Source organism: Aestuariivivens sediminicola (genome assembly GCF_022662015.1).
Taxonomy (GTDB): Bacteria; Bacteroidota; Bacteroidia; order Flavobacteriales; family Flavobacteriaceae; genus Aestuariivivens; species Aestuariivivens sediminicola.
In genome coordinates this window covers 308752-334459 of sequence record NZ_JAKMCM010000005.1, presented here as the reverse complement: position 1 = coordinate 334459, position 25708 = coordinate 308752, and the positions used below count along the sequence as shown (strand labels likewise).

General features: G+C 43.3%; 20 protein-coding genes. 4 read left to right on the top strand and 16 right to left on the bottom strand.

The genetic code is table 11. The features are described 5' to 3' along the window. Positions 1 to 373 precede the first annotated feature (373 nt). The 4 genes from MR041_RS12905 to MR041_RS12890 all read right to left on the bottom strand — a co-directional run bounded on the left by MR041_RS12905 (position 374) and on the right by MR041_RS12890 (position 6295). Positions 374 to 1759, bottom strand: a complete 1386-nt coding sequence (locus MR041_RS12905) for a CehA/McbA family metallohydrolase domain-containing protein (RefSeq protein WP_242094573.1) — start codon at positions 1757 to 1759, stop codon at positions 374 to 376. A gap of 233 nt (positions 1760 to 1992) precedes the next feature. Beyond that, positions 1993 to 4164 carry a xanthine dehydrogenase family protein molybdopterin-binding subunit gene (locus MR041_RS12900; RefSeq protein ID WP_242094571.1) on the bottom strand — a complete coding sequence of 724 codons (2172 nt, stop codon included), beginning with the start codon at positions 4162 to 4164 and terminating at the stop codon, positions 1993 to 1995. Between the two features lie 2 nt (positions 4165 to 4166). Continuing rightward, positions 4167 to 4625, bottom strand: a complete 459-nt coding sequence (locus MR041_RS12895; protein WP_242094569.1) for a (2Fe-2S)-binding protein — start codon at positions 4623 to 4625, stop codon at positions 4167 to 4169. Positions 4626 to 5470: 845 nt separating this feature from the next. Beyond that, positions 5471 to 6295, bottom strand: coding sequence for a hypothetical protein (locus MR041_RS12890; protein WP_242094567.1), 825 nt, complete (start codon positions 6293 to 6295; stop codon positions 5471 to 5473). Positions 6296 to 6701: 406 nt separating this feature from the next. Between MR041_RS12890 and MR041_RS12885 the strand changes: the two genes are divergently transcribed. Then, positions 6702 to 7682: a family 43 glycosylhydrolase gene (locus tag MR041_RS12885; protein WP_242094565.1), complete on the top strand. Its 981-nt coding sequence runs from the start codon at positions 6702 to 6704 to the stop codon at positions 7680 to 7682. 227 nt (positions 7683 to 7909) lie between these two features. Here the strand turns inward: MR041_RS12885 and MR041_RS12880 are convergent, their stop codons facing one another. Together MR041_RS12880 and MR041_RS12875 are read right to left on the bottom strand one after the other, a co-directional pair. After that, on the bottom strand, positions 7910 to 8176 hold the full coding sequence (locus MR041_RS12880) for a hypothetical protein (RefSeq protein ID WP_242094563.1): 267 nt from the start codon (positions 8174 to 8176) through the stop codon (positions 7910 to 7912). Positions 8177 to 8182: 6 nt separating this feature from the next. Further along, complete coding sequence (locus tag MR041_RS12875; RefSeq protein ID WP_242094561.1) at positions 8183 to 8959, bottom strand: DUF1295 domain-containing protein; 777 nt, start codon at positions 8957 to 8959, stop codon at positions 8183 to 8185. 220 nt (positions 8960 to 9179) lie between these two features. Here MR041_RS12875 and MR041_RS12870 point away from each other — a divergent pair, with 220 nt between their 5' ends. Then, positions 9180 to 10343 carry an alpha/beta hydrolase family protein gene (locus MR041_RS12870; RefSeq protein ID WP_242094559.1) on the top strand — a complete coding sequence of 388 codons (1164 nt, stop codon included), beginning with the start codon at positions 9180 to 9182 and terminating at the stop codon, positions 10341 to 10343. A 226-nt stretch (positions 10344 to 10569) separates the two neighbouring features. On the opposite strand, the gene MR041_RS12865 is transcribed toward MR041_RS12870, so the two are convergent. After that, on the bottom strand, positions 10570 to 11364 hold the full coding sequence (locus MR041_RS12865; protein WP_242094557.1) for a glycerophosphodiester phosphodiesterase: 795 nt from the start codon (positions 11362 to 11364) through the stop codon (positions 10570 to 10572). A gap of 346 nt (positions 11365 to 11710) precedes the next feature. On the opposite strand from MR041_RS12865, the gene MR041_RS12860 reads away from it, so the two are divergent. Next, positions 11711 to 12499 (top strand): gluzincin family metallopeptidase, encoded by a 789-nt coding sequence (locus tag MR041_RS12860; RefSeq protein ID WP_242094555.1) that lies wholly within the window; start codon positions 11711 to 11713, stop codon positions 12497 to 12499. A gap of 149 nt (positions 12500 to 12648) precedes the next feature. Here the strand turns inward: MR041_RS12860 and MR041_RS12855 are convergent, their stop codons facing one another. Both MR041_RS12855 and MR041_RS12850 read right to left on the bottom strand, forming a co-directional pair. Next, positions 12649 to 13059 carry a hypothetical protein gene (locus tag MR041_RS12855; RefSeq protein ID WP_242094554.1) on the bottom strand — a complete coding sequence of 137 codons (411 nt, stop codon included), beginning with the start codon at positions 13057 to 13059 and terminating at the stop codon, positions 12649 to 12651. Positions 13060 to 13072: 13 nt separating this feature from the next. Next, positions 13073 to 13927 (bottom strand): universal stress protein, encoded by an 855-nt coding sequence (locus MR041_RS12850; RefSeq protein WP_242094552.1) that lies wholly within the window; start codon positions 13925 to 13927, stop codon positions 13073 to 13075. A 229-nt stretch (positions 13928 to 14156) separates the two neighbouring features. Between MR041_RS12850 and MR041_RS12845 the strand changes: the two genes are divergently transcribed. Further along, positions 14157 to 15113 (top strand): alpha/beta hydrolase family protein, encoded by a 957-nt coding sequence (locus tag MR041_RS12845; RefSeq protein WP_242094550.1) that lies wholly within the window; start codon positions 14157 to 14159, stop codon positions 15111 to 15113. Positions 15114 to 15143: 30 nt separating this feature from the next. Here MR041_RS12845 and MR041_RS12840 read toward each other — a convergent pair whose 3' ends face one another. From MR041_RS12840 to MR041_RS12810, 7 genes are all read right to left on the bottom strand, one after another. Further along, on the bottom strand, positions 15144 to 15683 hold the full coding sequence (locus MR041_RS12840) for a hypothetical protein (protein WP_242094548.1): 540 nt from the start codon (positions 15681 to 15683) through the stop codon (positions 15144 to 15146). A gap of 183 nt (positions 15684 to 15866) precedes the next feature. After that, a complete protein-coding gene (locus tag MR041_RS12835) occupies positions 15867 to 16763 on the bottom strand; it encodes an endonuclease/exonuclease/phosphatase family protein (RefSeq protein WP_242094547.1) in 897 nt (298 codons plus the stop codon). A gap of 3 nt (positions 16764 to 16766) precedes the next feature. Beyond that, entirely contained in the window at positions 16767 to 17219 is a 453-nt protein-coding gene (locus MR041_RS12830; RefSeq protein ID WP_242094545.1) for a nuclear transport factor 2 family protein, read from the bottom strand. A 94-nt stretch (positions 17220 to 17313) separates the two neighbouring features. Beyond that, positions 17314 to 17871, bottom strand: a complete 558-nt coding sequence (locus MR041_RS12825) for an SRPBCC family protein (RefSeq protein ID WP_242094543.1) — start codon at positions 17869 to 17871, stop codon at positions 17314 to 17316. 115 nt (positions 17872 to 17986) lie between these two features. Beyond that, positions 17987 to 23329, bottom strand: coding sequence for a BspA family leucine-rich repeat surface protein (locus MR041_RS12820; RefSeq protein ID WP_242094542.1), 5343 nt, complete (start codon positions 23327 to 23329; stop codon positions 17987 to 17989). A 630-nt stretch (positions 23330 to 23959) separates the two neighbouring features. Continuing rightward, positions 23960 to 24676 (bottom strand): hypothetical protein, encoded by a 717-nt coding sequence (locus tag MR041_RS12815; RefSeq protein ID WP_242094540.1) that lies wholly within the window; start codon positions 24674 to 24676, stop codon positions 23960 to 23962. 148 nt (positions 24677 to 24824) lie between these two features. Continuing rightward, a complete protein-coding gene (locus MR041_RS12810) occupies positions 24825 to 25703 on the bottom strand; it encodes a hypothetical protein (protein WP_242094538.1) in 879 nt (292 codons plus the stop codon). Positions 25704 to 25708: the final 5 nt, after the last annotated feature.

The following is a 25708-nucleotide window of genomic DNA, read 5'->3' as shown; positions in this document are numbered from 1 at the left end:
GTTTTATGGCATGAGCGAGGTTTACCTCTGCGAATAGAATAAAATAAAAAAGGCACTGCGTCAGCAGGCTTTTTTCACCACGGGCCGGTGGGAACTGTCAAAGGCAAATCCCACCTTGAGTACAGATCAAAAGCCGGAATGAAACATTTCGGCTTTTTTGTTTTATGGCATGAGCGAGGTTTACCTCTGCGAATAGAATAAAATAAAAAAGGCACTGCGTCAGCAGGCTTTTTTCACCACGGGCCGGTGGGAACTGTCAAAGGCAAATCCCACCTTGAGTACAGATAAAAAGCCGAAATGAATCATTTCGGCTTTTTATTTTAATTTATGTACGATTAAATTTGCTTTACACAATGATATACTCCTGCGTCAATCAGTCTACATCAATAAATATAGGATTAGAGTAGAACCATAATTCATCCCACGGACTTTCGCCGACCTCATCTTCTTGAGGTTCCAGTTCATTACTGTTGGTGCCTCTGATACGGATATAACTGTCTTTAGCCAGATCCGAAATCGTGTATGTGATCTCCTTGTACGCACCATTGACAGTCCAGTCAGACTCTGTAAAACGCCCAATAACCTGTGTGGTAGGATTGCTGTCGCTATCTCGATCGGTAACCGGCCCTCTTAATTCTCCCATGATCAGATCAACACGGGTGACTTCAGGGTTTTGATTCCAAGAATTCAGAGTGTCAGGGTCTTTAAAGCGAATGCTAACCGCTACATCTTCACCTTGGGTCATATGGATTGCACCTCCGATATCAGCAGTATGATGCCCTCCTTCTACACGAACATAAAGCTCTGAGATTAAATCTCCCAGAGTCACAAAAACGCGGCCCTTTCGAATGCCATCTATAATATCGTCATGATTTTTTTTGGCAAAGACATAGGTTTTGGAATATTCGCCGGGCCAGAAATCGCTACCCCCTTCCCGCCAGTGAACATGTGAGTCGGAGTTTGCGGTTATCCACCAACGGCGACCTTCGCCCAACATTGAATCCCAAAAACCGCCCAGTTTAGCCGTCATCTGATCAAACCCTCCCATAGTAGGAAACTGTCCGTATCCTCCCCGGGAACGTTCACGAAAAGTACTGTCCGCATTGATTGTAGCGGCTTGGTGACCGGGTGCTCCTGCCATACCTACGGCAATCTCAGGGGCTGTATCATTCCAGTCCCGAAGTTCGGCGGGATCATCTTTTCCATACACGCCCAAATCTGATGCAGATCGGGACGGGTGATTGGCAATAACCACCGGTTTTGTGGCCATTTTATTCATGAATGCCAATGCTTCAAGCATTCTTGGTTCGGTATCCCAACTCGGATCCGATGGGTAGGGTTCTCTTTTATTGAATTGAGATTCTATACTGTGTAAGTGGGTGGATTCATCGTGCGAATGCGGGATAATTAAACTGGAGTGATCGGCTCCGGGCGTATCGAATTCCATCCCATAAAACTGAATCACTTCGGGTACAGCTTTTCTGGAATACAACAATTCGGGATAAGCCATTTCCAGATTTACTTTACTGTGATTGGGGCCACCATGATCGGTGGTCACCATCCACGAAAGACCATAATACTTAGCCATCAAGGCATTCATGGGGGTTGGATAAATGGCGTCGCCTCCTTTAATTGGGGTAGGAGGATCGACTTCCCAATTCCAGCCTACACTATATCTGGAATGAATATGATGATCTCCCGCCAGCCATGTTCGGCTGGATTCATCTTGTGCCAAAGCTGGATACTGAAACCCAAGCATTAGAAACAGTATGGATAGATAAACAGTGAGTGATTGGAACGGAGTTGAGAATAGATGACGCATGAGGTGAATAAACTAAAAACTTGAATTTATTATGCCCTAAAGATAGTATTTTGTTAACGGTAATACGGTGAACCATCGTATAAATTTCTATGATGAATGTCATCAATTAACAATACTACAAAAACGGTCAATACATATGTTATGGTTTTTTCTTTAAATTATTGTATGATTTAAGCTAATGCAGATTTTACTTTATCAGGTGTAAATGGTATATGCTTCAATCGTTTCCCTGTTAAAGTGGCAAAAGCATTAGCAATAGCACCTCCTATTATGGGAACACCGGACTCTCCAATTCCGGTTGGACGTTCTTCTGAATCAATAATTTTCACTTCCAGAACATCAGGTATTTCATCCGCCCTTAATATTTGATAATCATCGAAATTTGATTGCTCAACCATCCCATCCACGAAGGTGACACGCTCCTTTAAAACACTACTCATTCCCATGAGTATACCACCTTCCATCTGGGCAATGGCATTATCGGGCTGCACGACAATTCCCGCGTCTAATGTTGCCCAAATCTTATGCACAATAATACGTCCATTTGATCTATCAACTGCCAGTTCACACACACATGCGGATAAGGAGCCACTGCGCTCAGCAAAAGCTATTCCTTTAGCCATTCCTGCCGGGCTTGGCGTATTCCAATCTGCCATTTCCGCAACTGTTTTGAGCACTTTTTGTGCTCTGGGAAATTCTTTCATCAGGTTTAATCTGAAATCAAGAGGATCCATACTTAAATCGGTGGCTATTTCATCAATAAAGGATTCTATGGCAAATTTATTCGGACCATGACCAACAGCCCTCCAATGTTTGGTTCGCACACCATGATCAATATTTCTGACCTCTATATGTTGATTTGGTATTGCATAATATGGTGTTGCCGATCCTGTTCCCATTAAGCGGTCGCCTGTTCCGACGATAATATGCTTCCAGCCTATTATATTATTGGAACTATCAACACTTGCTTCCATTCTCTGTAATGATTGTGGTCTGAACATACCATACTTAAGATCGTCCTCCCTTGTCCAAAGCAGTTTTACGGGTTTTCTAATAGCTTTAGCTAAATGAGCAGCTTCTGTGACCCAATCTGAAGTCGCCTTTCTTCCAAAACCTCCACCCACATAAGTTCTGTGAAAGTTTACTTTGGACGCATCAATCCCCAATACATTCGCTATCGCGCTTCTGTTGCTTCCAGGTGCCTGAGTACCAACCCATGCTTCCGCACTTTTACCGTCCTCTGAAAAAGACACTATGGCGTTCATTGGTTCTTGTTGTGCGTGATAAACAAAATCGTTCTTATAATCGCTCTTATATGATTTTACACCTGATTTTAAAGCATTGATCACATCGCCATTTGATATTGGTTTATCTGCTTCCTCCGGATAGGACTCAAAAGCCTTTACACTATTAAAATTATCTGCTGTATTTCCTTTACTCCACTCTATTTGAAGCTTTGGTTGCGTGTTAATCGCAAGTTCAATTGTCTCCGTAATTAAACCTATTCCATGATTTAATTCAACAATGTCAACAACTCCGGGTGTATTCCTAATCTGTGATGCATTGGTAAGCCTTGGCTTAGCCCCGTAAACAGGGGATCTGGCTATAATAGCATAGACCATGTTGGGTACTTGAACATCTAAAGCATACTGGGCACTTCCATCACACTTCGAAGGCACATCGAATCGGTGACCGAACTTTCCGATTAACCTAAAGTCTTTAGGATGCTTCAGTTGCTCCTGAGGAATCTCTGGAACAGTATTCATTGGTTTTACAAGTTTGGCAAGTTCGCCATAACGCATTGCTCTGCCTGATGCTTTATGAATCACCTTATTAGGTTCGGTAGAAAGTTCGTTAACCGGCACACCTAAACGTTCTGCTGCGGTATGCAATAATACAAATCTTGCCTGAGCACCAGCTTGTCTTAAATTAGTATAATAGCTCATCACTGTTCTGCTGCCAACAGTAATCATGCTGCCTCTTCCACGTCCACCCCATCCGACGCCATAAATATCTGGTTCCGCCGGTGATTGCACAACGGTTACTTTCGACCAATCCGCATCCAATTCTTCAGCAATGATTACTGCCAAGGCCGTCATACTGCCCTGTCCCATTTCGGAAGACGGATTGTAAATTGTTATCCAATCGTCTTCATGTATCTGGACCCATACAGAAACGTTTTGACCTTCAAAATCCGAACCTGTTTTTACGGGTGTTCCCTGGTGGTCTGAAAACAGGTCTGGTGCAAGTTTCCAAGCTCCAACAACAAAAATAACGCCACCTCCAATAGTTCCAATGAATCTTCTACGTGATAATCCTTTGAATTTGCCTTGATTTCCCATAACTATGATTCTTTAGCTGCTATTTCCACTGCCTTAATAATGCGCATATAAGCAGCACATCTACAAAGGTTGCCACTCATATAGGACTTAATCTCTTCTCTGTTGGGGTTTGCATTGTTCCTTAACAAGGAAACCGCACTCATAATCTGCCCTGATTGGCAGTACCCGCACTGTGGAACCTGAGCTTCTATCCAAGCCTTTTGCACGGGGTGATCACAATTCTCCGATAGGCCTTCAATAGTTGTGATTTCTCCGCCTATACATGCTGAAACCGGTGTAACACATGCTCTAATTGGAGTTCCATTTAAGTGAATCGTACAGCTACCACAAATAGCCTTACCACAGCCATACTTCGTACCTGTAAGTCCTAAATACACTCTTAGCACCCATAGCACAGGTGTCATAGGGTCAACATTTACAGTCTTACGCTGCCCATTAACATTAATTGTTACACTACGCATGATTTCATTTTTTAAAATTAAACACCTGAATTTCTGCTTACTTCTTTACAACAGGTTTCACCAATGGGAATTCTGGTGTCATCTGTATGTCTTCAACACAAGTTGAACTTTTTAGAAAAAAAAGTACGTGAACTAACAAATTTAGATAATTTATCTCGTACTGTTTTTTCTGTCTCCCAAGGTTGAGTTCTTAATCCATTTTCTTTATTTCAATTTCTTTGTCCAGTTCCATAATACCCTTGTGTAAGTGTTAAGTTGTTCAGGGACATGTCTTTCCTGTTTTACGCTTCAACTCGTATATCAATGAACCGGTGTCTTGTTGTTATCCTCATCGTTTAGATTTTAAAGGTTACTAAATATATTAAAACGCTATATTCGATTTAACCCTTTAAAAGTTCGGTTTTTGTTGACACCAAACATTTTAAATACTCCAGAGATAACTTAGAACTTTTCAATATTAAAAGAACACATGATCTCTTTGCAGCTATGACACGTGTAAACCAATAAATTCCGTATCTTATGTGGAAATCATCAGATCACCGTGATAATACTCCGATTATTAAATAGTTATCTCCAGTTACCACCGGGTACGCGAAACCCGGACGACAATAAACCATTGGACTTTACAGATCCCTTTAATGTCATTATGTATATTGTCCTGCCAATCGTTGCGGTGGTTTTCTATTTTGTTTGGCGAAAACAAAAGAATAAGGATAGGGCGTCCTGAAATAATCTCATTTTAAGAGACCCTGGAAATCGAACCATCTACCAGGAACATGTCTTTCTTCAAAACCCTGACGTGTTTTCCCTAAAAGGTTTGAGCCTTAAAATTCGTAAACCCAGGCTTAATAATAGTCTATTTCTCTTTCTACAAGAAGAACCGCATTAGGCGATACATCGCTGTTCTCCTCAATCAAATGTCCAAGTTCATTATAGGTATTTTGCGAGCCATTTGAAAACATGATCTTCTTGATCCAGTTACCAGTGTCATTAGCTTCAAATTCATATGTAAAACTATATACCGGATCAATAACCTTGCCCTCTTCATCATAACTTTTAGCTTCAATCATATGGTTGTCTTCATCGTATCTCTGCGTAAATTTAGTATCAAGATTGCCCTTCGAATCATATAATATCCCTTCTGTATTATTGCCCTTATCATCATACTTATAAGTGGATTTTGATTGTAAATAGTCATCAGAACCATAGGTACTCTCTTCAATCATAAGACCCATATCGTCATAGGTATAGACAACTTTTCCCTTTAAGTCGCCATAACGATACATATGCTTTTCACTTTTATTCCCCTTGGCGTCATAGGTATACCTGTTCTCCTCTTTTAGATCACCCCGCTCATTATACTTTTGATCCGCTACCAGATGACCCATGGCGTCATATGCATACTTGATTTCAAAGTAAAAATTACCGCCACTGTAGAATTTCATATCAATCTGATTGCCATTTTCATCAAATGAACTTATAAATGATTGGTTTGGCGTTTCACTTGCTCTTGTAATGGTTCCGGATTCTACAACCGGATCATACCAAAACTCTTTTAATGTTTTTACATCGCCTTTCAGATTCAGTTCTTCAAGGCTGTTTTTCTTATCTGTTCCGGGCGCACAAATAAAGACCAGGGCAATTAAGGATAAAATAATTTTTAAATTCATAAGCTGTTAATAATGAGAATGTCAAGGTGATGCGTTCTTTACAAACTTAAGGGTTTTTGAGACTTACCCTGATCTAAATTTAGAAAATAATTCATTAAGCCATTGAAACACCAGTATTAAGTTGAATTTTTATTGATATAAAGTTCCAACTCAATGCATTCAAAAAAGGATTGCTCAAATAAATTAATACGGGTTCATACAGGGGATACGGAGCTTCGCATCAGCGGCACGGTGTTTTATGAGTCTTCATTGAAAATACCATAAACCTATTTATTCTGTTTATTTTCACTCAACATACAAGCGAAATTGTTAACTTAGGTCATTTGGCACTTCATTTCGAACTTACAGCCATTGACCGGGCTTAACGATGAATGTGAATGCACTCTTAGGTTAAATACAATACAGAATGAATCAAAAATCAATTTACAATTTTACTGTGATCCTAATAATGGTGGTCATACTGTTTGGTTGCCAACAAAAAAGGACCACGATCGTCATTAATAATCCAGTTGCAGATGGCCACTTTGCAGATCCATCTATTGTAAAGCATCAAGGTGTGTTTTATATGTATGCAACAAAGGACCCCTGGGGAGGTGAAGATCTGGCGGTCATGCAATCTTCCGATTTTAAAAACTGGGAGCAGGGGCGTATACAATGGCCTACAAAAACATTATGTACGAGTCCAACATCGAATGAGAGCAGGGTTTGGGCTCCATCGGTCATTCAGGCTGCAGATCAGAAATTTTACATGTATGTGTCGGTGGGAAGCGAGATCTGGGTTGGGGTAAGTAAGCATCCTTTGGGGCCATGGAAAAATGCAAAACCAGATAATACGCCTTTAATCAAGGGCAATATGTTTCCTGAATACCACATGATTGATGCCGAAGTGTTTATAGATGACGATGGTCAGGTGTATTTATATTGGGGTTCCGGGTTAAATTGGGTCAATGGTCATTGTTTTGTTGTAAAATTAAAGGAAGACATGATCAGCTTCAACGAAGAAGACATTAGGGACATAACACCGCCTAATTTTTTTGAGGCGCCGTTTATGCTAAAGAAAAACAACCGATATTATCTCATGTATTCTGATGGTAAGTGTACTACCGAAACGTATAAAGTTCGATATGCCATTGGAGAAGGCCCTTATGGCCCATGGGTGGAGGGTGATAACAGTCCCATTTTAACTACCTCAGAGGATAAAACCACAAGAGGACCCGGGCATCACACTGTATTTGAAGAAAACGGCCAATATTATATTTTATACCATCGTATAAAAGATAATACTGCAGCGCTTTACAGGGAATTGGCTGTTGACAGTCTGAATTTCAGTGATGATGGAATGATGAACAAAGTTAAGCCTTCCGGTGTCGTACTATCCTTAAAGTGATGCCATTTCAGGCCAAAGAAGACCAGTCCGATCTGTTACATTCTTAATTTAAAGGAACCCGATTCTAAAGGCCTGCATAAGAATCCTTTTTCTGGTGTCTCAAGGCAATCTAAACAAACCCAACTTAATCGATATCCCAAGAGAGGCCCGGGCTGTTGAAAATGCTCATTTAAAAATTTAAACTCAATTCGTCATGGCTGTTGTGATTTCCTTAAACCTTGGAAATCCTAATCAAAAATGAGATAGGCGATAAACAATAAGGCATATACCGTCAGGTAGAACCGGTAGAAGTTTCTGAACTTTTTGTATTTGTGATTATCAGGAAAGATGTTCCCGAAAAGCCCTTTGAGTTCTTTCCAAAACAGAGGTTTGATGTTTATGAGCCAACTATCGGTCTGATATACGATTTTCCGGAATTTACTTCTGTAGTAGCCTAATGGCAGTCCCCAGGCGACAAAAAGAATAAACCAAATATGCTTAGTTATAAAATCCATCCCAATTTATTTTTTAGGAAACCAGGGAAAAAAGGCATTTGTTTTTTGGATGTAATCGCTGTATTGCGGTTTTGTTTCTTTTAAAGTTCTTTCAAGTAAGCTCACCCCTGATATCTTAATAATCAAATAGGTCATCACAATCGACCCTATGATCAGCCAGTAACTTCCTGCTGCAATGCTCAAAATAGCATAGGCCCACCACACCATGGCGTCACCAAAATAATTCGGATGCCTGGTGTATTTCCAAAAACCCGTATTTAAAACCTTTCCTTTATTTTTCAAATTACGTTTAAAACGCGCCAATTGAAAATCGCCGCCGGCCTCAAAGGCAAACCCAACAAGCCAGACTGAAATCCCTATATAATCCAATACATTAAGGGCTCCGCTGCTTTGACCTGAACTGATGCCTAGAAGGGGTAAGGAGACCACCATAATCAAGGCGCCTTGTAATAAAAAAACCTGGAAAAAGCTAAACCACCAATAGCGTTTGGGGCCATAACTTCTTCTGAATTCCTGATATCTGAAATCCTCGCCTTTGCCGATGTTTCTGTAAGCGAGATAAATGGCAAGCCGAAGTCCCCAAACGGTCACCAGAGTCAGAATCACTATTTTTCTGGCATGCAGTTCGCCAGACATGAATACGTAGAACGCATTCACAACCACAAATCCAAAGCCCCAAAAAATATCTACAATACTTACATTTTTTATAAAAACACTCCATACCCATAACAGGGTCACTAAAATGAAAATAATCAAGGCCGCTTGAGAGAACAGATCTATCATTGGTTAGGGTTTCTTATTCTAAAGCACTACGCTCGAGATGATCGATAAGGCGCTTTATCCCGTATAGAACGAATTTAAAAAATTAAAGCCTATTGTGTAAGCGAAACCCGTTCAAATATTTACAATTTTGCTATCTTGTTTGCAGAACCATAAATTTCCGATGGCTTGTACACCTCAAGGTGTTCGTATCCCCTTGGCAAATTTGTCCTAATAAAATGTAATGCAACTTTTTATACGTATCGTTTTAACCGCATGTTTTAGCATAGGTGTATTCGGTCAGGATGCCATGTTATGCATGGGACATTATTGGACGGAGGATGAAGCCAATGTAATGATGAAAAGGTTTAAATCCGAATGGGATGATCTGCCAACCTGGGAAAAACGAGCGGATCAAATTAAACAGGGCATTATTGAGGGCATGCAACTTTCCAAAATGCCTGAACTGTCCGGCAACTTCAATGCCATTATTCGGGATAAGAAGGTAATGGACGGTTATAGCGTTGAAAATATTGCCATTGAAAGCTTTCCCGGATTCTATATTACCGGTAACATCTACAGACCCACGGATCAAAAGGATAAACACCCGGCCCTGTTATGCCCCCACGGGCATTGGGAGAATGGTCGTATGCGAGAAGATATGCAAATTCGATCTGCGGTTCTTGCGCGAATGGGAGCCATTGTTTTCGCATACGATATGGTTGGATTCGGCGAATCCAAACAGGTAGATCATGATATTCCAATAGCCTTGCTGCTACAGACATGGAATAGTAAAAGGGTGCTCGATTATCTTATCTCCCGTCCGGATGTTGATAACACCAGGATTGGTATTACCGGTGCTTCGGGAGGAGGAACCCAATCCTTTATTTTAACTGCAATCGACGACAGGATCAAGGTGTCTGCGCCAGTCGTTCAGGTATCTGCCCACTTTTTCGGTGGATGCGTCTGTGAAAGCGGCATGCCCATACATCGCAGTGAGGGACACCAAACGAATAATGTGGAAATCGCGGCCCTCTGCGCACCACGACCTTTAATGCTCATCTCCGATGGTGCCGACTGGACAAGGAACACGCCGCAGATTGAATACCCCTATATCAGAAGGGTTTATGAACGCTATCAGGCAGAACATAAGCTGGAGCACGTTCATTTTCCTACGGAACAGCATGATTATGGCTATTCCAAAAGGACAGCGGTATACAATTTCATGGCCCATCACCTAAAATTGAACAGCAAGGCCATCCCGTATGATAAGGGTTATAACGAAGATTTTGTTACCGTACTCCCCCGTGAGGAATTGCTATTATTCAACAGTAGAAATCCAAGACCTGAGAACCTGTGGCAGGGGAACGATGCCGTTATGACCTATCTTGGATTTAATGGCAACTGAAGACCCTGATGGCTTTACTCCATTTGTCGATTTCGAGGGTTTGCATCCATTACTTTGCAAGCCTAAGGCACTATAAAAATGCTAACCATCAGTAAAAATGGTTCTTCCTGTTTGCTTTCGGTTGTTTAATTTAAGTGATGTGTTGTACTCACCATGTTCGTGCCTCTAACACGATAAAGACAGCATTGTTTCAATGGTTTTAGTAAACACTATTCCTACTTAAGATTTACCTCCTGATAGCCTTAGATTTTTTTAATGCCCTATCCGGAAAATCAGTGATTAACCCATCTAATCCAAGATCAATTAATTGTTGCATTTCAAGATCTTCATTGACTGTCCATTTCCACACTTCAATCCCATTAGTATGCGCAAAATCGAGAAACGCTTTTGTAACGGTAGTGTTATTACCAACTCCAATAGCATCTGATTTAATAGTCTTAGCATAATCTATGGTCTTTTCATCTGCCTTATTTATCAGAAAAAGAATGGGAATAGTCTTGTCAAGTTGCCTTACCCTGTCTAATACCTGGTAATAAAAAGAAAATAATATGACCTCATCTTTTACGCCAAGGTCATTTATAATGTTAAGAATCTCCTCTTCAACCCCAAAAACTTTTATTTCAATGCAGACCTTAATTTTACCCTTAGCCAATTGAAGCGCTTCCCTTAAGGTTGGAATCTTTTCATTTTCGTAGGTATTGCCAAATTTCTCACTATAACCAACTTTAACCGTTGCTAAATCGCTATAGTCCATTTTTGCAACGGTACCCGTCCTGTTATTGGAACTGGTTCTGTCAACGGAGGCATCGTGAATGACAACAATGGAATCATTCTTGGTTTTATGAACATCCAACTCAAAGTATTCGGCCTTGCAATCTATCGCCTTTTGAAAAGCAACAAGCGTATTTTCAGGAGCTATACTTGAAAATCCGCGATGCGCAATTATTTTTGTTTGGGCATGAGCTGCTGTAAAACTTAAAACCAATACTGCGGTCAATAGAAATCTGGTTGTTAAATTCATATGTCGTTGTTTAATTCCAAAATAAATATAAGCAAAACGTATTCAAGGACTCCCAATAACAAATCAACTGTTGACCTAAAGTTATTAATACTCTGTTAGCTCAATTTATCCTTGAACACTTTTTTCTCGCAATACCATCATTATGAATTACAGAAATAAAGAACAGTTCCTAAATGATACTAAAGAACAGAGTTGAAATTAAATAAAGGGTAAAAAGATCCCACAAACTCCTAAAGCATTCCAATCAGCTCCTATTCCATTTTTTATTATATTCAACTAACAAATGAATTACGCAAACAACCATACACGAACCGCTAGCCCCGGGCAAAAAAGGACAGAATTGACAATGCACATAAAATTAAAAACCATCTGTATATTATTTTTAGGGCTGTTATTCCTGAGCTGTCACAGTCAGAGGGATATATGGAACACTTATGAGCAGGGTGGATATCATGTGTCTTATACCCTTTTGGACCAACACAATATTAAGGAATATGAAACCTATTTTACCAAGGGAAAAAGGAGGGTTGAGGCGTTTTTCCAGAGTCCATTTAAAGATCATTTTTATATCAATATTCACCCCTCCCGTGTATCATTGGACAGCACGTGGCAGCAGGACTGGGGCATGCCTGATTTTAAGTCTCAATGTTGGATGGTTGCCAGTGGTACTGCCGCAAAACTCGATATCATCTCACCAAAACAATGGGACAGCCTTGCCTGTGAACATTCCTATTCGAATCCTATCCATACCCAAAGACTGATAACCCACGAATTAGTACATGTTTTTCATGGGCAACGAAATGTGAGCCCTGATTTCAGTGACCTAACCGGAATGGATTGGTTTGTGGAGGGCCTGGCTACATATGCTTCCGGTCAATGCGACGCGACCAGAGTTTCCGAAGTAAAAAATGCGCTTTTGAGAAATGAAATTCCAGATACCTTGAGTACATTTTGGTCAGGGAAATTAAGATATGGGCTTTCAGGGACGGTGGTCATGTATCTGGATGCCAGATTCGGAAGGGAAAAATTGTCAAGCCTATTGAGATACAACAACCTTAAAGATCTCCTCCATGCACTGGAAGTGACCGAATCAGAACTACTACGCGATTGGAGGGACTATATAAATGCACTTTAAGGCACCAGCTCATACTGTTCTATAGACGGCTTCCATCACAACGGACCACACCGTGTTCTGTCGTTCCACAGCCCTTTTATATCCATTGGAAAATCAATGCTACCAATAGATTATTCCCGCCTCCAGGCCCATAAATAGCATTGCATGGCCTAATGCCTGTGGCTCTTGAAGAAAGATTTCACCCAGGCTATCATCTGGTTTTCAGTCATACTATCGGCCCTGGCCACCTCAGCAACTTTAGCTGCCAAAAGAGGATGGTTCAATTCCATTTCTTTGTGTAGCTTTTGACCCATTTCTGAAGGACCAAAAATTACAATGGCATCGGCACTTTCGATATCCTGAATAACGGCATCAAAATATCTTTTTGTCTGATGTTTCTCGCGTTCCAGATATTTGCGATCCTGAACAACATCCTGTGGCCCTCCTTTGAGGCGCGTACCGGAACCACCATGTACATTAAAGAATTCTATCTCGGAGCTTATGGTGTTTAATCGTACGTCCTCATGGTTAAGGGACACTATAATGGCTTCTTTCTTATCAATCCAAATTCCTGTTTTCATATGTCTATACTATTTAATTTCTCAAGTCGTGCATTATCAAAAGCGGCACTTTAGTATCGTATCCTATCTCCTTTACCAGTGGATGTGTGAGGATGCTCCCAAAAAAAGCATGCTTTTTGTTAATAAAGGCCACCATATCGCTTGCTCTGCTTTCAACAAAACAATTCGTGGCGGTTGGAACATCGGTATGACTCAGCCTGTGATAGCTATGTGGAATATCTTGAAAGTAGTCTTCCAAAAGCGCTTTGTTGCTTTGTTGTGTATCACTCAAATGATCCGTTTTAGCCATATGTAATATGCGAACTGCGGCATCACATGTCTTGGCTATAGCGATCAAATATTGAAGCTCCCTTCTTTTATAGTGTGTCTTATAACTGGTCGGAAAGACGATTTCCTTCGGCAAAACATGTTTTGCGGTTTCGGGGACTACAAGTACAGGACAGTTTCTTACCTTTTCCATGACATCTATTGAGACGCTCCCCAGGATCTTTGATTTTGATGCAGATGTTCCCTTGCTGCCCATAATTACCATATCGATATCCTTTTCCTCGACAACATTTTTTATGACTTCGACCACGGTGCCAAATCTACAGAGGTACTCAAAATGATGTTTTGGATTGTGATACTCTTTCAATGCGAGCTTATCGGCTAACTTCGCCAAACTGTCCTGAGCCTCCAACTTAGCCGTTTCATAGGCCTCGCTACCCGGCTCCATGGCTATGAGACGCTTTATGGGATCCCCTTTTAAAGAGAATACATGAAGTATATAAAAATCGCAATACGCCTTTTGATATAATTCCAATGCATAAAGTAATGCCTGCCATGCATTTTTTGAAAAATCGGTAGCAAATAACAGTTTACGTCTCATGATACTATGTGCTTATGGTATAAATTTAATTTTAAAAGATTTGGAAGGCAATGATAAATATCAGCACATGCCCATAGTATTGGATCCTATGATGCTGGGGTGCGTTCCATGCATTCAATCCATTTATTCCCGTGTATATACATTTCCTATTTTGAAGGTTTTAGTAATCATCACATTTCGCATTCCAGCTTTTAAAAGATGACATCTAAATTTGTATCTTGAGGTCCTCATGACATTAAAAGCATTGTGTTCCGCAGGTATTTTGGTAGCTGTTCTGAGTTGTTCTGACCATCAGGATGCCCCCAGCCAGGGTATACCGATTGAACCGGAGCCCATTGGGGTGTTTTTAGATGATTGGACCTATAGCGTAAGACCGACTATAGAAGATAATTTCGAGGTTGCGGAGTTCAGATTATGGATTCCGGAAGCGGCAGAAAACCTGAAAGCGCTTTTGGTGGTACTCCGCGGGTCGAATACAAGTTCATTAGGCATTCCCAATGATTCTGAATGGCAGGACTACGCCGTTTCAGAGCGACTTGGTATAGTGGGCATAAATTTCAAGCATTATGGCAATGCCGAAGGGCATTATGCCGATGCGACCAACGGCAGTGGCGACGCCATGCTCAAAGCGATCGATACCATTATGCAGCGCCATCGTTTGAATGCATTGCGGAACTTACCTATGCTCATGACGGGATTTTCCGCCGGAGGCGTCTACTCTTATTATTTTGCGCAGTATAAGCCGGAGCGCGTTATTGGATTCACCAATATCAGAGGGGGCGCCGTTGGTGGTAACAATCAAATATATGTGGACGTCCCCGGGTTAATGCTGATTGGAAATAATGATTTAGAGTCGCGCAAGGAACATATGATCGAGGCCGTTCTAAAGAACAGGGCCTTGAATGGTAACTGGGGCTATGCTATTGAGCCGGAAGCCGATCATTTCTGGTCGCTTGACAACTCCTTCGATTTGACCAGGGCCTATTTTTCAACCCTCATGCCATTGCGACTGCAGGCAGATGGCGTCACGTTGTCAAAACTCAAAATTGAAGACGGCTGGCTTGGCGACAATGACACCAAACTGATCCATGCCTTCTTCGAGTATCCCAAGGATAAGCATACGGCGTCATGGATTGTCAACGCGGATTTCGGCAACTCCTGGAGGGATTATCAATTGACTGACTAGTGCGCTCTTTTTTTTTGTTTACACCTCATTTTATTCATTAGCATTTGACTTCAAGGAATAGCTTTGAATGATTTTCAACCAACGCAGATAATTATTTAAATTACCATTTACAGGAATCAATTCCCTTTTTGTTCCGGTTAAGGCGCCTATTCCCGTACCTAAGGGCACCAATACAATCCCTGCTATTGCGGCTGACTCCTCTCTTGTAAAAAAATTATCGTCATCCGTTGTAGCTCCTATTAACACACTTGCTCCGATACCCGATAGACCGCCTATCAAAGCGCCTTTTCCCACTTTACCCTTTCTTCTAATCTTAATTACATCAATAGTGCCGACATGAATTGCCGTTACATTTGATTCGTCCAAAGTGTTAGCTTTTGATATTTTAAGGAACTCCTCATCGGCCGAATAGAGCATACCTTTTTCTTCCGAACCATCTAACATTGTAATCCAAACTTTATAGGTTTTTATTTTTTTGGTTTTGGTCTGTGCATTCATAACGATGGGGAATAATAGCATCCCCAAAATTATAATTGCCAGTGTTGTGGGAGGTGTTTTAATCGTTTTCATAATAATTGGATTTTAAACTTTCATTAAATTAATGGAAGACTTTTATGATGATTGTCCCAAACTATCTTTTAAAGATAAAACTGGATATATTCTCCGTCTTTTAAGATTTATAACTATGGGTCCAAGTTTTACCTGTATTCATAAATTGTCTTGATCTGTTCATGGACAGGTAGGTGATGCTCTTTATTCTGATGTATTGGCTTTCTCAATTTCAAATACGCCCTCTATAGGATAATGGTCAGAAATAAAATCGGTGGCTTCATAGTTATGTATGGTGACGCCTTTACACTTTAAGCTCATCTCCGGGCTGGTGAGTATGTAATCGATGCGTTCGGGGGTGCGGCCAATGTTCCCCGCGGTGCGCCAGACACCAATGAGAATCGGACTTGGAAATGTTTTTCGATTATACCATGGTACGAAGCGCTCGGTAACATCAATTAAAGGAAAAGAATAGAAAGCAGACATCACACTGTAATCGGGATAATCCCCCGCCAGATTCGGACTGGAATTATGCTGAGCACCCTTCTTATATTTTTCGATTAACTCGGGATGTTGTTTGTACAGTTCGGCATCGAAAGGGGAATGCGCATTGAAATCCCCCAACAGCACGTAACGGTCCGTTGTTTGCTTTACAGAATCGACAATGCCCTTAATACGTTCAGCTTCCCTCCTGCGATACCTCCATTCGGCCGGGCTGAGATGCACCACAAAAAAATCAATGCCATAGGTCCTGCAATGCAAAAGCCCGTGCCAGAAACCCTCTTTATAGGTTTTTATAACTTCTATGGGTGCTTTGGACGTCAGCCCGATCGGACCAGCCTTGGCGTAATAGGGATGCCCCCATGCTTTGGCATCGGCAGCCAATTGTGCTTCACTTCTATACAGTTCCTGCAGCGCAATCACTTCCGCCTTTTGTTCGCTGAGCCAGTTGACACAACGCTCATGCCGGCCTTCGCCATAGCTTTCCGCATTCCCAAGACCCTCCAACACGTTATAGCTCATGACCTTGATTTTCTCCTGAGCCCAAAGAGGAGCAGAGAAAAGCAGTGTTAGAAGCATGACAGCCCGTAGTGTTTTCATAGGTTAATCACAGTTTTCTGTTTCGACAGTATAGGCCATACTTATAATCTTCCATTCTCCTTCGACTTCAAAGAGGGTGACGGCATCGGTCCCACAATGTGAAAATGCATCTTCTATCCAAAACCGATAAGGCACCCAGGCCATGGCAATACCATTCCCGACTAAAATTTCAAAGCTCAGGGGCACTTCTCTCAGTTTGGGATATGAGGGCATTTCCCGGAGATCATCTTTTCGAAAGCGCATGTCGATCTCTACAGGCGCTTTGTTATTCCGCCGGCGCCAGATTTGGGCATCAGCCATGGTCGTTTGTTTCATGAGCAAGGTGTCCCTGGTTTCCAAAGCCTTAAAAAACTCGTGAATCACCTGTTCAATCTTTTGCTCATCAGTAAGCTTGGAGCCCTGAGCAAAGCCGTTGAAGGTGAAGATCAATAGTAGGAGATAGCACAGTTTTTTCATGTCAGCGATTTTTATAATGATTCCCATTAAGCGGCGGTTCATGGTCTGATTCAAGCAGCATTTGCAAGGCCATAGCTATCCAGTTACTCTGGTTTTAGTCTTCTTCCCTTTCCAGGTAGACTATTAAATTCATGAGTGTCTTTTCATTTGCCGGAATGAAATAATTCATGAGTGCCAGGTATTTCGGGGTATTCTTATAGCCAATTCCAAATGACTTAATATGGGTGTCTCCATTGTCCAGGGCATCAAAGTAGATGACGTTGTAAAAGTCCTCAGCGTCTTCTTTCATAAATTCCGGGAAATTGTCAGTAATCTCCGCCTGCAGGGTCAGCAGTCTATTAGGAACATAGTTAATGATATGGGTCACAATGGTGGTGCTGTCCCCAATTTTCCCATTTTTATTATAATTTGATCTGATACGGCCGCCTACTTTTAAATCCACTTCCGCCAATGGCACGGCCCAGCTTTCCCATCCCTGCTTCGTGGTGTAGGCCTTCCAAACAGCATCGACAGGTGCTTTAACGGTCAGTTCCTGAATGAGCACCAATTCAGGCGTTTGGGTTGAATCAATTGTAGACACCACTCTTCGTTCCTGTCCAAAGGCGATTGAAGTGAGCAGGATCACAATGAGAACACTTAAGGGTTTTTTCATACTGAAACTCTATCTGTACGATGCGCTGCACATGCAGCACTTCGCATAAGTTGCTATCAAGATAAATCTTTATTCGGAGAATTCAGCCCTTATTGCACAGAAATGATACCTGATCTTATTGTCTAACCAGACTGAAATGCCCTCTTAAAACACGGCCATCATGATATTGAATAACATACCAGTAATCGCTTTCAGGTAATGGGGCATTTTTGTAAGTGCCATCCCAACCCAACTGGAGATTGAACAATTGCTTCAACAATTTTCCGTACCTGTCGAATATCTGAATTGCGGAAATTTCATTGAAACGATCCGGCACCACCCAGGTATCGTTGAAACCGTCGTTATTAGGCGTAAAAAAACGCGGTGGTGTTTGGACGCCCTCCGTGGTAAAATAGTACTCCGGACACCCCATGGCTATTTGCCTGTCGTTATAGGGTACAATGCTTACAAATAGCTCCTGGTCGTAAGGTAAGTCCTCAGGCAAATCATAACGCAGCACATTGCCAACATCAAGTGCATTTAAAATATCGGTGTTTCCGGGACTGGTCCCCACAGAGAGGACATAGCCCGTGGCATCCGGCACCGCATTCCAGGTCAAATCCGTGTCTATAAACACATCGGAATCGCCATCAAACGGGCCATTTAGCGTGGTACAGCCTAGTAGCTCAATAATAATCAGCTCAAAGCTTTCCTCTGAGAAGCAGCCCGAAGACGCATAGCTGTCATAGATATAAAGGGTTACCGGATAGGCTGGAAAGTCGTCAAAAGCAATGGTATCCCCTTGTGTATAAGCAGTCCCTGTTCCTCCCGGGCCGGTGTAATAGGCTTCATTGCCGGATAAAAAGTCACCCATTATGGCCGGCAGGGTATAACTTCCTACCACATCCTGATCAGCCAGGTCCTGAACCATGGGTTCTTCGATAATCCCATCGCAGTTATCGTCCATACCATTGCAGAGTTCAGCGGCCCCCGGATGCACCAGGGCATTCGTATCGTCGCAGTCGCCATTGTTATCGACCGTACCCGTGGGCTGTGTACAGCTTGTCACCCCCGTATCGTTCACATCGCCATAGCCATCCGCATCCGCATCGACATACCATACCGTGCCGCCGGATTCATCGACCTGTCCGTTACAGTCATTGTCTACCCCATCACAGACTTCGGTCGCCCCTGGGAAAACGCTTGCGTTGGTATCATCACAGTCCGTATTGTCAGCAACGTAACCTGTCGGCGGGTCACAGGCTAAAACACTGTTGGCCGGATCACCAAAGCCGTCAGCGTCACTGTCCAGATACCATAAGCTTTGATCGACAATATCAGGGTCGGCATCATCTATCAGGCCGTCACAGTCGTCATCGATCCCGTTACATAGCTCTTCTGCACCGGGATGTATCGCCGCATTGCTGTCATCACAGTCCGTGTTGTCAGCAACATAACCTGTGGGTTGATTGCAGGACAGCATGCTGCTGGCGGGGTCACCAAAACCATCAGCATCGCTATCCAGATACCAGGTACTTTGCCCGCTGATATCCGGATCGTCATCGTCTATCAGACCGTCGCAATCGTCATCAATGCCATTACATATTTCAGGAGCCCCGGGATACACCAGGGCATTGGTATCGTCGCAGTCGCCATTGTTATCCACCGTACCGGTGGGCTGTGTACAGCTTGTCACTCCCGTGTCATTGACGTCCCCATAGCCATCCGCATCCGCATCGACATACCATACCGTGCCGCCGGATTCATCAATCTGGCCGTTACAGTCATTGTCTACCCCATCACAGACTTCGGTCGCCCCGGGGAAAACATTTGCGTTGGTATCATCACAGTCTGTATTGTCATCCACATAACCCGTAGGTTGGTCACAGGCCAAAACACTGTTGGCCGGATCACCAAAGCCATCAGCGTCACTGTCCAGATACCAGGTACTTTGCCCGCTGATGTCCGGATCGGCATCGTCTATCAGACCGTCGCAATCGTCATCAATGCCGTTACAGATCTCTGTTGCGTCGGAATTCACATCGGGATTACTGTCGTCGCAGTCGGTATTATCAGTTACATAGCCCGTAGGTGCGGTGCAAGCCTCTATCGCAGTATTAGCATCACCGAAGCCGTCTCCATCGGTATCAGCATAATAGGTGGTGGTCACCCCTTCATCGATCAGACCATCCCCATCGTTATCAAGACCATCACACTCCTCGGTATCCACACAGTCGGCAATACCATCACCATCGGTATCGCTGAACCCCTCATCGATCAGACCATCCCCGTCATTATCCACCCCGTCACAGGTTTCCGAATCAAGGCAATCGGGAGTGCCGTCCCCATCCGTATCGGGAAAGGCTTCATCAACGACACCATCACCATCATTGTCCACACCGTCACATTCCTCGGTATCCATGCAGTCCGCAATACCATCGCCATCGGTATCAGAAAAGCCTTCATCCACCGTACCGTCCCCGTCATTGTCCAGGCCATCGCAGGTTTCGGTATCAAGACAATCCGGCGTGCCATCGCCATCGGTATCGGCAAAGCCTTCATCGACCTCGCCGTCACAATCGTTATCAACACCATCACAGAGCTCAGTGGCTCCTGAATTGATACTGGCATTGGCATCGTTACAGTCCAAATTGTTATCGACCGTGCCTACGGGTTGCGCACAACTGCTGATGCCCATGTCGTTCGCATCGCCAAAGCCATCCCCATCGGCATCGACATACCAGAGTGTGCTGCAGGTGATGGTCAGTAAAAAGTCCTGTTCTGAACTACAGCCCAGATAGGCGCTGTCATATATATATAATGTCACGGGATAGGCCGGAAATTCCGTATAGCTAATAACGTCTCCCACGTTATACATGGTTCCTGTGCCTCCCGGGTCGATATAGTAGGCCGCGGAGCCCGTCAGGTTGGTTCCGGTTATGGCAGGAAAGGTAAAACTGTCCACCGCCGTCTGATCCGCAAGATCATCAAGGGTTCCACCGGCAAAACCACCGTCTGTGATCCCCCATCCATCGGATGCTATCATATTAGCTCTGGCGGCTTCGCCGGCACAATACTGACTGTTACCACCATGAAAGGTTACATTGGGGTTCAATGTTTGCGCATTCCAGCCAATCAGTAAACTATCGTAGTTGGCCACAGAGAGCTGGGCCCCTCTGAACATATTGATCGCATTGATCAGGCTGGTCACATTCCAGCCTCCAATATTCTGATCGAATGCAGTAGCACCTTCAAACATGGAGGCCATCGTCGTTACATTGCTCACATCCCATGCCCCGATGTCCTGGTTAAATGCCCGGGCCAGATAAAACATGCCTCCCATTGCGGTTACGTTGGCAGTATTCCAGGCACCAATGTCCTGATTAAAAACTGTTGCTCCCCAAAACATCCCATTCATATCCGTAACATTGCCAGTATTCCATGCACCTATAATACCGTTAAAGTTTGCAGCATGGATAAACATTCTACCCATATTCGTCACCTTGCTGACATCCCAAAGGTTAAGGTTTTGATTAAATGCTGAGGCCCAAGAAAACATCTGGTACATATCGATCACACTGCTGGTGTCCCATCCACCGATGTCCTGATTAAACGAGGACGCTTGGGAAAAGGTATTGTTCATAGTGGTCACCTTGCCCGTATTCCAAGCCCCGATGTTTTGATTGAAAGCGGTGGCATTGGCAAAGGTCTGCCACATAGTTGTTACATTGCCTGTATCCCAAAGCCCTATATCTTGATTGAAGCTTGCGGCACCAGCAAACATAATGGCCATATTGGTCACATTACTCGTATTCCATGAACCGATGTCCTTATTAAAATTGGTAGCATTCCAGAACATGGCCTGCATGTTGGTTACCGTGCTTGTATCCCAATTCCAGTTCCCGGTACCGGCACCCAGTGCCGTTGCCGCCATAAACATGTTGTTTAGCGTCGTTAGATTACTTAAGTTAGGGGTATCGGTGGCATTCACCAGCAGATTACCGCAACCCATGAAAGCACTGCTCATGGTTTCCCACGGATTACAGCCCCACTGGTCTATAGAAATTATTTTATCGGCTAAACCGGGACCCAAACCACCAAAAACGATTCTTGGAAAACTCCCGGTGATCGTCACCTGATAGGTATCCGCCGCTGCGTAGGTATGCACGGCATTTCCTGTTTCCCCGGTGGTAACAGTCCCATCGCCCCAATCCACATTGTAATTCGTAGTGGCACCACCGGATATGGGTACTGTAATCGACTCATTGGCCGTGGTGGTTTGCCAGGTGGTAATAAAAGCGCTTGGTTCCTGGGGTATGGATTCGTTTAAATATAAACTGCTTAGCGCCCCTGAAGCAAATCCTGTCGTACTGCCTGTTATCAACACATCCAAATCGCCATCACCTTCGACATCTGCGAGGGCCACATCACTACGAAGTACATCCGTAAAAGGCAGGCCTAATATTTCTGTAAATACGCCATTACAATCACTTGAAAAAATTGTTGCCAACGGACCTCTACCCGTGATTATAACATCTAAGTTGCCATCTCCATCGGCCTCCATAAACAGTACCGAGCCCTGGTCGACAGGTGTCAAAGCAGAACTTTGTGGATCCAATGTAAATTGACCCGTACCATCGTTTAAATATATGTTGTTTGCAAAAGGTCCTCCTGTATTACCGAATACCAAAGCGTCCAGATCACCGTCACTATCCACATCGCCAAAGTCAACAGAACCCTCTTGAACTCCCGACAAATTCGATAAAAATGTGTAATTCCCACTGCCATCGTTTTGATACAAATAAGCTACATTCTGAGTAGACGTGACATATCCGGTTATCAGAATATCCATATCATTATCACCATCAATATCCGCAAATTGGCAATCGCTCCTGTCGACCCCTATAAAAGGTGTTCCCATAACTTCGCTAAACACCCCGTTACCATCATTCTCATAGAGCCTTGCGATGTAACTGGGTGAACCCGGATAGCCTGTAATGATAACATCCAAATCACCATCACCATCGATGTCTGCAAAATCGCTGGCTCCGCGGGCGGTACCCACAAATGGGGTACCCGTTACCAAAGTAAAGGTGCCGGTGCCGTCGTTTTCGTATAAATGCGCTATATAGCTATTAAGTATACTATATCCAACGATGAGAACATCCAAGTCCCCGTCACTGTCAACATCAGCAAAATTTACAGAACTTTGTTGTACCCCTAAAAAAGGTGCTGTAGCATCAATGGTAAAATTCCCTGCGCCATCATTTAAATATAAGTCTGCTTTTCTAACACTCGAAGCATTGATACCCGTGATGAGAACATCTGCATCACCATCGCCATCAACATCACCAAACGCCGAATCTCCATAAAACACGTCATCGAAGGGCACTGTCGTATCCTCAACAAATGCGATCTGGGCATCTAAGCTTAAAATGAAACAAAAAAACAGTGTGAAACTTAGGATAATGTATTTCAATGGCATTGGCGGTTCGTGTAAAAGAAGAGTGGTCTAAAATTGGCTACTTTGGTCTAATAGGGTATTAAGGGTTAAAATGAGATAGGCTGCATCGACCTTATTATTAAACAATTGAATTTTTCTAATATTAAAATTTCAGAAAAAAAATGCAATACTCAATTTGAGTATTTTTTGAAAATAACCAGTCCCTCAAAAGAAGTTCAGGTTTAATGTTCAGGAAAGTAAAATAGATAAAAGTGTATAAAATGCCCTAAAATAATAGACCACAGGATTAAAATCCCCTATAAACTGATTCGCAGTATTCTAAAGGTTCCTGTTGTGGAAAGGATAGACTTCAGTGTTAAGGAAAAAAATTGATAATGTAACTGTTTTACACTTGGCCGGGTTAATCTGCTTTGTAAGGCCGACGTAACTTCAAGACGCGTACCGTTGAACCCATTGAAAACCCCAGTGTTTACAAGGCCTAAAAAACATGCGGAAGAAATGTTCATTTCTTCCGCATGTTTTCCTTGATTCATGCTGATGTTTTCTCAAATCCATGCGCATGAAATTTGCAATCCCCAGGCAGGTCTTTAGGCAGCCCTAAAGCGCCTCGTTGTAAATTCATTAAAATGGTTTTGAACTATCTGATCACAGCACGATGGTGCTGTTCAGCCAGCGTTGTAGAAGGCGATCATTGTTCGAGATCGCAACGATATGAAATTTTGTGAAGCTGTTAAAAACCCGTGAGGTTTCCAGAGGTTCCATGCACACCAATCCCGGCGCAAAGTAGTTGGAATGGATGAGAAACAAGCGGCCGTCGCGTTTTAGCAAATAACCCACATGCCCCTTGTCGAAACCAATAAAAGAGAGGCCTTCCGATGTCAGCCCGTCAATGGCCTCCATAGCTGCTTCAGGATTATCCTTATCAACACTGTGAATGGTCGTCCCACAGCTAATCACCCGGGCCTCGTCAATAGGCGATTTTTGTGCCAGCTTATAGCGGTTTAGCCGGATCCCCATGTCGCGGAGGGTGGTCGAAATAAAATACCCACAGGCAACCTTACCCTGGTTGGGTACCGCAGTATGCCCTTCGAAACTCCAGGGCGTGCCATACCAATGTGGAATAATTCGATCCACCAGGTGATCGGTGAAGACCGCCTTTATATGGTCAAAGGAAATGTCGCCCGTTCTGAGTCCCTCACTTAACGCTGTTCGAAGCAGCCCTATATCGGCCTTGGTAGCGGCATAGGATCTGGCGTTCGGATCCGTCTTACTAAAGGAGGTTAGCGCTTCGTCCTTAGCCTTAACGCTTTCTTTCACAATGCCATGTTCCGGAACCATTCCCATTGTGGGAGGCCAGGTCATATTGAAACTAAAAAGCAAAAGAAGTGAAACTAATAACATCGTCCTTTATAATAGTTGAATCTCTTTCTTCAATCTCCATAACGCAAAAATTGAAGGCAAATTTCATCTGGACTGTTAAAATTTTACGGAATCAGGGCCTGTAATGCCATTAAATACTCAGGTTGACCCCCCACCATACCTCATAATCATTGGGGTTTAGCGGTCTATAGCTCTGAAATCCCTGATCGGCTATGCGCAGGCCTTTAATGGCATTATTTTCATCACGCACGTAGCCCATAAAAATGAAGGAGTGCCCGTAGGGATCAAAATCCTTATCGTTTGTCCCCTGTACCACAAGCTCATAATCCGATCGGTAGCGCCATACCTGTAGCATCGCACCCGGACGGAGCTGACCGCCCCATATGCCCAGGCTGTCCACCAGAGTCCCCATACCGGCATAGACTATGGCACCGGCATTGCCCCTGCCCCGATATTCTATGGGCAGGCTTTGCCACCCGATATGGGTGCCGGAGGCTGAATAATAAAGAAAATCGAATACCTCTTTCGGCGTGTAATAGGGGGTGGCAATCCGCTCGGGAAGATCCCTGTAGACCGAATGCCCATAGACCTCCCGGTAGGCTCTATCGAAGCGCCTTTTACTTACCCTGAGGCAATGGCCTCCAGGCATCTTGTTGTCACTGTTTATATAATTCTCTACCATCCTTTGGGCAACCGGGCTTATAGGCACCATATTTTCCAGGGGCTCTGAGTCGTTGTTATGGGTCACCTGTGATGATCCATAATCTTCACCAATTACATTATCGGTCTCAGATAGCGCGTCTCCTGAATGGCCTGAAGCCTGTGGATTGCTTTCCGGTCCTCCTGAATTCCCATCACGTGCACGCGAAGAGGAAGCATCGGTTTCCGTGCTGTGAACCAATTGATGCCTTTCCGCATGCTTCCCTGTTTTGGCATTCCGGTTTAGCCTGGATGCACAGCCCATTAGAAGCAGGCTTAATAGGAATACAAATTGATATCTGAGGTACATTTTAA